Below are 8,127 nucleotides of genomic sequence, written 5' to 3'. Positions count from 1 at the left end.
CCATACCCCGGCGCCGCCCCGTCCAGCAGCAGCCCGGCCACGTCTCCCACTCCCAGATATGTCCGCGCCCGCGCCACATCATCCGGCCCCTGCACCCGCAGCGCCTTGATGACCGGCACCCCGTACCCCGAGCAGGCCTCCGGAGGCTCGTCCCCATGAAGCTGCACCGCCGTGAGGCCGCACTCCCGCACCTTCGCCCGGATGTCATCCGGTGAGGCGTTGACGAACACGCCCACCACCGCGCCCAGCGGAGGCCGCGTCCTCGCCAGCGCCGCCGCCGTGGCCACGTCCACGCACCGGGGAGAGCGCGCGTAGAAGTTGAGCCCGAGCGCATCCGCGCCCGCCTCCCACGCGCCTCGCGCATCCTCCAGCCGGGTGACACCACAGACCTTCACCCGCACGCTCACGGTGTCAGGCCTTCCTCGCCGAGCAGCCGCCGCAGCGCCCGTCCAGGCTCCGCGTCGCGCAAGAGCGACTCACCCACCAGCACCGCGTCCGCCCCCGCCTCGCGCGCCGCCACCAGCTCCGTCACGGACTTGAGTCCGCTCTCGGCCACCAGCGCGCGAGCACGGGCACGCAACCGAGGCATCACCCGCAGCGCCGTGCCCACGTCCGTCTTCAGCGTCGCGAGGTCCCGGTTGTTGATGCCCACCAGCTCCGCGCCCGCCGCCAGGGCTCGCTCGGCGTGCGCCTCCGTATGCGCCTCCACCAATGCGGCCACCTTCACCGCGCGCGCCGTGGCCAGCATCTCCCGCAGCTCGCCATCCTCCAGCGCATCCGCGATGAGCAGCACCGCGTCCGCGCCCCACAGCGCGCTCTCCTCCACCTCGCGCGCGGCGACGAGGAAGTCCTTGCGCAGCACCGGCACCGACACCGCCGCTCGCACCGCGACGAGGTCCTCCAGCGCGCCGCCGAAGTCCGGCCCGTCCGTGAGCACACTGATGGCGCTGGCCCCCGCGGCCTCGTAGGCCCGGGCCACCGCCACCACGTCCGCATGGGGAAACGCGCCACCGGAGGGGCTCTTGCGCTTCACCTCCGCGATGACGCTCACCAGTCGCCCCGGTACTCGTCTCAGAAGAGCGTCCGCGAAGTCACGCGGCTCGGGACGCGCGCGCGGCGACAGGGGAGGCCTCTGGGCCAGCTCCCGTCGCTTGCGCGCCATGATGAGGTCCAGCGTCCCCGGCGCGGCCGGAGACGGGGTGCTTCCCGACTGTGCCCCGCTCACGACGCGGCCCCGTGGATGAGCGAAGCCAGCTTGCGCGCAGCGGCCCCCGAGTCGATGGCGTGCTCCGCCTTCCGCACGCCCTCGCGCAGGTCCGACACCTGGCCCACCACCACCAGCGCCGCCGCCGCGTTGAGCAACACCGCCGTGCGCAGCCCGGAGCGCTCGCCGGCCAGCAGCGCGCGCAACCGCTGCGCGTTCTCGTCCGCGTCTCCACCCGCGATGGCCTCGCGAGGCACCACGTCCAGCCCCGCGTCCTGGGGGCTCACGGTGAACACCCGCACCGTGCCGTCCTCGCGCAGCTCCGCCACCTCGGTGGGCGCGCAGGGCGAGATTTCATCCAGCCCGTCGTGGCCATGCACCACCCACGCGCGCCGGCTGCCCAGTCGTCCCAGCACGCGCGCGGTCTGCTCCACGCGCTTGCCGTCGAAGGTGCCCAGCAGTTGATAGCGCGCACCGGCCGGGTTGGTCAGCGGGCCCAGCAGGTTGAACATGCTGTGAAAGCCCATGTCCCGCCGCGCCTGCGCCACGTGCCTCAGCGCGCTGTGATGCGAGGGCGCGAAGAGGAAGCCCACCCCGTGCTCGTCGATGTCGAGCGCCACGCGCTCATGCGGGCGCTCCATGGAGACACCCAGCGCGGCCAGCACGTCCGCGCTGCCACACCGACTGGAGACGGCGCGGTTGCCATGCTTGGCCACCGTCACCCCCGCCCCGGCGGCCACGAAGGCCACCGCGGTGGAGATGTTGAAGGTGTGCGCTCCATCACCCCCGGTGCCGCAGGTGTCGAGCACCACTTCCGCCCGAGGAGACAGCTTCGCCGCGCAGGCCCGCATGGCCTCCGCAGCGCCGAGGATTTCGTCCTCCGTCTCCCCCTTCATCTTGAGCGCCGTCGCAAGCGCCCCCACTTGAGCAGGCGATGCCTCTCCCGCGAGCATCAGGCCCATGACCCGGGCCATCTCCTCGCGGGTGAGGTCGCGCCGGCTCACCACCTTGCCCAGCGCTTCCTTGAGTGTCATCGCCTATCCCAGCGACACGACTTCGCGGCCCATTGCCCGCGCAATCGCTCGCACTTCATTCATGGACTTCTCGAACTCGGGGAAGTCCAACGACTGGGCTCCATCCGACTTCGCGCGCGGCGGGTCCGGGTGCACTTCGACGATGATGCCGTCCGCCCCCACCGCCACCGCCGCCCGCATCATCGCCGGCACCGCCTTGCGCACGCCGATGCCGTGCGAGGGGTCCACGAAGACAGGCAGGTGCGAGAGCGCCTTGAGCATGGGCACCGCGTTCAAGTCCAACGTGTTGCGCGTCATCGTCTCGAACGTGCGGATGCCGCGCTCGCAGAGGATGACCTGGGTGTTGCCTCGGGCGACGATGTACTCGGCCGCCATCAACAGCTCCTTGATGGTGGCGGACATGCCGCGCTTGAGCAGCACCGGCTTGCGGCGCTCGCCCACCGCCTCCAGCAAGCTGAAGTTCTGCATGTTGCGCGCGCCAATCTGCAGGATGTCCGTGGCCTCGTCGACCGCGTCCAGCGTCGCGGTGTCCTTCACCTCGGTGGTGACGAGCAGGCCCGTCTCCTTGCGCGCCTCCATGAGCAGCGCCAGGCCGTCACCCTTGAGGCCCTGGAACTCATAGGGACTGGTGCGCGGCTTGAACGCTCCGCCGCGCAGCATGGTGGCGCCCGCCTTCTTCACCGCGTGCGCGGTGGAGAGAATCTGCTCGCGTGACTCCACCGAGCACGGGCCGGCGATGACGTGGAACGACGCGCCGCCGATGGTGAGGTCACCCACGCGCAGCTGCGTGTCCTCCGGCTTCACCTCGCGGCTGACGAGCTTGAAGGGCTGGGAGATGGAGACGGCGTCCGCGACACCGGGCAGCACTCGGAAGGGTTCTGGCTCCACCGCACCGGGGTTGCCGGTGATGCCGATGGCCGTGCGAGTGCCCCCTGGAATCGCGTGCGGTTGCCAGCCACGACGGCGGATCTCGTCGTTCACACGCTCGATGTCCTGGGCCGTCGCGTCTGGTCGCATCACGATCAACATGGGGATACCCGCCTTCTCTCCGCTATTGGACGCCGGGAAGCCCGGCGCTGTGACTCCTCGACCACCGAGGACTCGCCTTCCAGTTCCGCACAGTGTTCGCTCGCGAGCAACCCGGACGGCGGTGCCACTTGCGGCTCGCGCTCCAGGCGGCTCAGCATGGAGGGGGCCCAGCGTGGATGTGGGAGAGCGCGTGTCGAACCCGGACGTCATCGTCGTGGGCGCGGGACTCTCGGGGCTGGCGTGCGCGCGAGCGCTCGTCCAATCCCGCTTGAAAGTAATGCTCCTGGAAGCCAGCTCGGAACCCGGTGGCCGCGTGCGCACGGACGTGCACGAGGGTTTCCTGCTCGACCGGGGTTTCCAGGTGTACCTCACGGCGTACCCAGAAGGTCAGCGGACGCTGGATATCGCGGCGCTGAAGCTTCGGCGCTTCGAGTCTGGCGCGAAGGTGTGGAGGGGCGGGCGGCTGCACACGGTGGTAGACCCGCTGCGTCAGCCTGTGACGGCGCTGGCACATCTGTTCGATTCGGTCGGCACCTTCTGGGACAAGCTGCGGGTGTTGGAGCTGCGGCAGCAGGCGCGCTCGGGCGAGGAGGTGGACGTGTGGTTGCGTCCCCAGCGCACCTCGCGGCGCTACCTGGATGAGTTGGGCTTCACGGAGGAGATGGTGGAGGGGTTCCTGCGGCCCTTCCTGGCGGGCGTCTTCCTGGACCGCTCGTTGATGACGTCCAGCCGGTTCCTCGAGTTCGTCTTCCGCATGTTCGCCTCGGGTGACGCGGCGGTGCCGGAGCAGGGGATGGGCGCGATTCCCGAGCAGCTCGCCTCGAAGTTGCCTCCGGGCTGTCTGCGCGGGCACACGCCCGTGGCGGAGGTGTGGGGGCACCGGGTGCGGCTCGAAGATGGGGAGATGCTGGGCGCGCAGGCGGTGGTGGTGGCGACGGACCCGCCGGCCGCGGCGCGGTTGCTGCCTGGAATGCCGGTGCCGCTGATGAACGCGGTGACGTGCCTGTACTTCGCCGCGCCCGCGCCGCCAGTGGAGGGGCCGTGGCTGGTGCTCAATGGCGAGGGCCGCGGTGTGGTGAACAACGTGGCGGTGATGAGCGAGGTGTCCCCCGCGTATGCGCCGCGAGGACAGTCGCTGGTGTCCGTGTCCGTGCTGGGTGTGTCCTCGGATGTGGAGGCGCTGCGCGCGCGGGTGTGCGAGGAATTGAAGGCGTGGTTCGGCGCGAGCGTGGCGGAGTGGCGACACCTGAAAACGTACTCGCTGCCGTTCGCTCTGCCCGCGCAGACGGTGGAGGCGCTGGAGCCGCCGCACCGCCCGGTGCGACTGTCACCCGGGCTCTACGTGTGCGGTGACCACCGGGACAGCGCGTCCATTCATGGGGCGCTGGGCTCGGGTCGGCGCGCGGCCGAGGCCGTGCTCACGGACCTGGGGCTGTACTCGTAGCGCGGGAGCTGGTTGCCGAGGGCACCGCACTCGCGAGGTGCGAACGGTGCTCTTGGACCTTGGTTTAGAGAGAGCGGCACTTGGGCTCGGCGCAGCGAGTGCTCAAGCCCCGGGGCAACGAGCGCCGCGCTCGGTCTTGACGAGCGCGGCGTTCAATCAGCGGCTCAGCGAGCGCCCTTCTTGCCCTTGCGCTTCGCCGCCCCGCGAGGAGCCTTGGCCTTCGGCGCCGACCTGCCCGCCGTGGAACGCTTGGCGCTCACGGTGGCGCCGCGTCGCTTGCGGCTGAGCGCTCCCCCAGACCGCTTGCTGGTCGCCTTGGGCTTGCGCCGATTCGCCGCCGCCGCCGCGAGCTCCGCCCGGGGGGCCTTCTTCACGGCGCTCTTGCCCCGCGCCTTCGCACCCACGCGCTTCGTGGCCTGCTTCCCACGCGCCTTGCCGCCACCCGCCTTGCGTCGGGCGTTCTTGCGCGCACGACCCGTCGTCTCCTCACCCGCGCTCGCCGGAGCCTCGCTCACGACGGGCGCGGCGACAGGCGCGGCCTCGACGGGCACGGGCTCACGCACCGCGACCTTCGCCACCTCGACGCTCGCCGCCGCGACAGCCGCCTTCCTCGGGCGCCCCACCTTGCGCAGTGGGCCCGTGGGCGCCAGCCGCTTCGTCCTGGACGTCGGCGCGCCCAGCAGGTCCTCCGTGTCGCTCGCCTCCTCCGTCCACTGCAACGGGAAGGAGTCCGCGGTCAGCGGCCCCGAGGCCAGGAGCAGCGGCGCCGCCAGCTCATCCGCGCCGGAGGCCACGGCCGCCATCGCCGTCACCAGGCTGAGCGTCGTGGGCGCGGCCCCACCCAGCGGATAGAGCGCCACCGAGCCCATGTCGTTCCAGCCCACCACCAGATAGCGGAAGGCATTCGGATGACGCGCGCGCAGCGTGCTCATCACCAGGACGAAGGCGTTGAAGCCCCCGTCATCGAAGCGCACCAGCCACTGGTTGCCGAGCGGCTGACGCACGCGCCGCAGGGGCTTGATGAGTTCGGCTCGGACCACTCCCTGGATGGCGGCGCGCTCCGAGGGGGCCGCCGTCGGAAGGATGTCGCAAGTGAAGACGGCGAAGGAGGTTCGGGACATCCGGCCATCATTCCCTATCACTCACATGGCTGTCTAATGGTGCGGCCCCGATTTGCGCGAAAGGTCGCGGCCGCTGTCCACCAGACGTCGGCGGAACAGGCCCGCCACGGACCTCCAGCCCCGGAAAAGCGGGCGGAGGTCCATGGCCAAGGCCTTCTCAGCTCGCGGCCTGGGTGGTCGCCGCCGAGGCCGGAACCTCGGGCACCGGCGCCTTCGCGGCCTGACCCGCCACCTGCGTCAACAGCGACGTCAGCCGCCGCGCGAAGCGGTTCGGGTCGGAGATGGTGCTGCCCTCGGTGAGCAGCGCCTGGTCATGCAGGAGCTCAATCCACTCGGCCACCTGCGCCTGCGCGGGGTCCTTCTCGTGCACGGACTTCAGGTGCTCGATGACCGGATGCTTGGGATTGATCTCCAGGATGCGCTTCATGCGCGGCGTCCCCTTGCCCCGCTGCTGGAGCAGTCGCTCCAGGTACGCCGGAGAGCCTCCCTCCGGCACCACCAGGCACACCGGCGAGTCCGTGAGCCGGTCCGACACCCGCACCTCACGCACCGAGTCCTGCAGCACGTCCTTCATCCTCGCGGTGAGTCCCTTCAGCCCCTCCGAGCTCTGCTCGTGCTCCTTCTTCTGCTCGTCGGTGGACTGCAGCTTCAGGTCCGCCTGGAGCGCGGACACCAGCGGCTTGCCCTGGAACTCGCGCAGGCCCTGCGCGGCCCACTCGTCCACCGGGTCCGTCATGAAGAGGACCTCGTAGCCGCGCTGCTTCAGCGCCTCCAGATGCGGGCTGTCCTCCACCGCCTTCCGGGACTCGCCGTACATGTAATAGAGCGCCTCCTGGCCCTCCTTCATGCGCGACACGTAGTCCGCCAGCGACGTGAGCCCCTCCTCGCGCGAGCTCTCGTAGCGCAAGAGGCCGCCCAGCTTGTCCTTGTGCTCGGCCTCGGTGGCCAGCCCCTCCTTGAGCACCGTGCCGAAGGCCTTCCAGAACGTCGTGTAGTCCTCGGGCTTGTCCTTGGCCAGCTTCTCCAGGAGGTCCAGCGACTTCTTCACCACGTGCTTGCGGATGGCGCGCACCACCTGCGAGTCCTGGAGCAGCTCGCGCGACACGTTCAGCGGCAGGTCATCCGAGTCGATGACGCCGCGCACGAAGCGCAGCCACTGCGGCACCAGCTCCTCGCAGCGGTCCATGATGAACACGCGCTTGACGAACAGCCGCACCCCGCGCTGCTGCTGCGCGTTCAAGTCGAACGGCGGGTTCTTCGGCACGAAGAGCAGCCCGGTGAACTGCTGGTTGCCGTCCGCCTTGAAGTGCGTCCACGCCAGCGGCACGTCCCAGTCGTGCGTCAGGTGCTTGTAGAACTCCTGATACTGCTCGTCGGTGATTTCGCTCTTCGAGCGCTGCCACAGCGCGCTCGCCTTGTTCACCACCTCCAGCGCCGCTTCCGTCTTCGCGTCGTCCCCCGTCCCGGTGGTCTTCTTCACCTGGAGCTTGATGGGGTGGCCCACGTAGTCGGAGTACTGCGTAATCAGCGAGCGCACCCGCCACTCGTCCAGGAACTCCTTCTGGTCTTCCTTCAGGTGGAGGATGACGGAGGTGCCGCGGGCGGCGCGCTCGGCGGGCTCCACGGTGAAGGAGCCGTGGGCCTCCGAGGACCACTTCCACGCCTGCGAGTCCTTGCCCGCCGCGCGGCTGACGACCTCCACCCGGTCCGCGACGAGGTACGCGCTGTAGAAGCCCACGCCGAACTGGCCGATGAGCTGCACGTCCTTCTGCCCGCGCTGGGTCGCCATCTGGAGGAACTCGCGCGAGCCGGAGTGGGCGATGGTGCCCAGGTTCTTCACCAGCTCGTCATGGGACATGCCGATGCCGGTGTCCTCGATGGTGAGCGTGTTCTTCTCCGCGTCGGGGATGATGCGCAGCTCCAGCTCCGGCGCATCCGACATCAGCTCCGGCTCCGTAATCGCGCGGAAGCGCAGCTTGTCGAGCGCGTCCGAGGCGTTCGACACCAGCTCCCGCAGGAAGATCTCCTTGTGGCTGTAGAGCGAGTTGATGACCAGGCTGAGGAGCTGGTTGATCTCCGCCTGGAAGGCGTGGGTTTCCCGCTGGGGGGGAGCTTCGACGGTCATGGGTACAGGGCCTCCGGGCGCCCGGGTGGGCGGCAAAGCGTCGTCTCCCCATAACCATGGAAAACAGCCTGTCGAGGAGAGGGCGCCCGGGAGCCTGCCTCCGGGCCGGGCCCGTGAAGGCCTGACCCCCGGGTCCCCCCTCGAGTGGGTTACAGGGGAGGGTAGATGGG

Annotated in this window: 6 protein-coding genes and 1 pseudogene; 1 reads left to right on the top strand and 6 read right to left on the bottom strand. The window is 70.0% G+C overall.

Annotation, left to right across the window (positions count from 1 at the left end; translation table 11 throughout):
- The 4 genes and pseudogenes from HUW62_RS43815 to aroF all read right to left on the bottom strand — a co-directional run.
- Positions 1-407 (bottom strand): annotated as a pseudogene (locus tag HUW62_RS43815) (N-(5'-phosphoribosyl)anthranilate isomerase); the annotation flags it as partial.
- Complete coding sequence (locus HUW62_RS43810; RefSeq protein ID WP_176437833.1) at positions 404-1,162, bottom strand: indole-3-glycerol-phosphate synthase; 759 nt, start codon at positions 1,160-1,162, stop codon at positions 404-406. The gene HUW62_RS43810 and the pseudogene HUW62_RS43815, both read right to left, overlap by 4 nt.
- A 59-nt stretch (positions 1,163-1,221) precedes the next feature.
- Positions 1,222-2,238: an anthranilate phosphoribosyltransferase gene (gene trpD / locus HUW62_RS43805; RefSeq protein WP_163870059.1), complete on the bottom strand. Its 1,017-nt coding sequence runs from the start codon at positions 2,236-2,238 to the stop codon at positions 1,222-1,224.
- Positions 2,239-2,241: 3 nt separating this feature from the next.
- The gene (gene aroF / locus HUW62_RS43800) at positions 2,242-3,267 is read right to left on the bottom strand and encodes a 3-deoxy-7-phosphoheptulonate synthase (RefSeq protein ID WP_163870060.1); all 1,026 of its coding nucleotides are present in this window, start codon (positions 3,265-3,267) and stop codon (positions 2,242-2,244) included.
- Between the two features lie 190 nt (positions 3,268-3,457).
- Here aroF and HUW62_RS43795 point away from each other — a divergent pair, with 190 nt between their 5' ends.
- Positions 3,458-4,711, top strand: a complete 1,254-nt coding sequence (locus HUW62_RS43795) for an NAD(P)/FAD-dependent oxidoreductase (protein ID WP_176437832.1) — start codon at positions 3,458-3,460, stop codon at positions 4,709-4,711.
- A gap of 164 nt (positions 4,712-4,875) precedes the next feature.
- Here the strand turns inward: HUW62_RS43795 and HUW62_RS43790 are convergent, their stop codons facing one another.
- Both HUW62_RS43790 and htpG read right to left on the bottom strand, forming a co-directional pair.
- Complete coding sequence (locus tag HUW62_RS43790) at positions 4,876-5,832, bottom strand: hypothetical protein (RefSeq protein ID WP_163870061.1); 957 nt, start codon at positions 5,830-5,832, stop codon at positions 4,876-4,878.
- Positions 5,833-5,989: 157 nt separating this feature from the next.
- Complete coding sequence (gene htpG / locus HUW62_RS43785) at positions 5,990-7,957, bottom strand: molecular chaperone HtpG (RefSeq protein ID WP_176437830.1); 1,968 nt, start codon at positions 7,955-7,957, stop codon at positions 5,990-5,992.
- Between the last annotated feature and the right edge of the window lie 170 nt (positions 7,958-8,127).

Origin of the sequence: Myxococcus sp. AM011, assembly GCF_013372595.1 — a bacterium.
GTDB classification, from domain to species: Bacteria; Myxococcota; Myxococcia; order Myxococcales; family Myxococcaceae; genus Myxococcus; species Myxococcus eversor.
The sequence above is the reverse complement of the archived record's forward strand: the minus strand, read 5'-3'. Positions and strand labels throughout refer to the sequence as shown.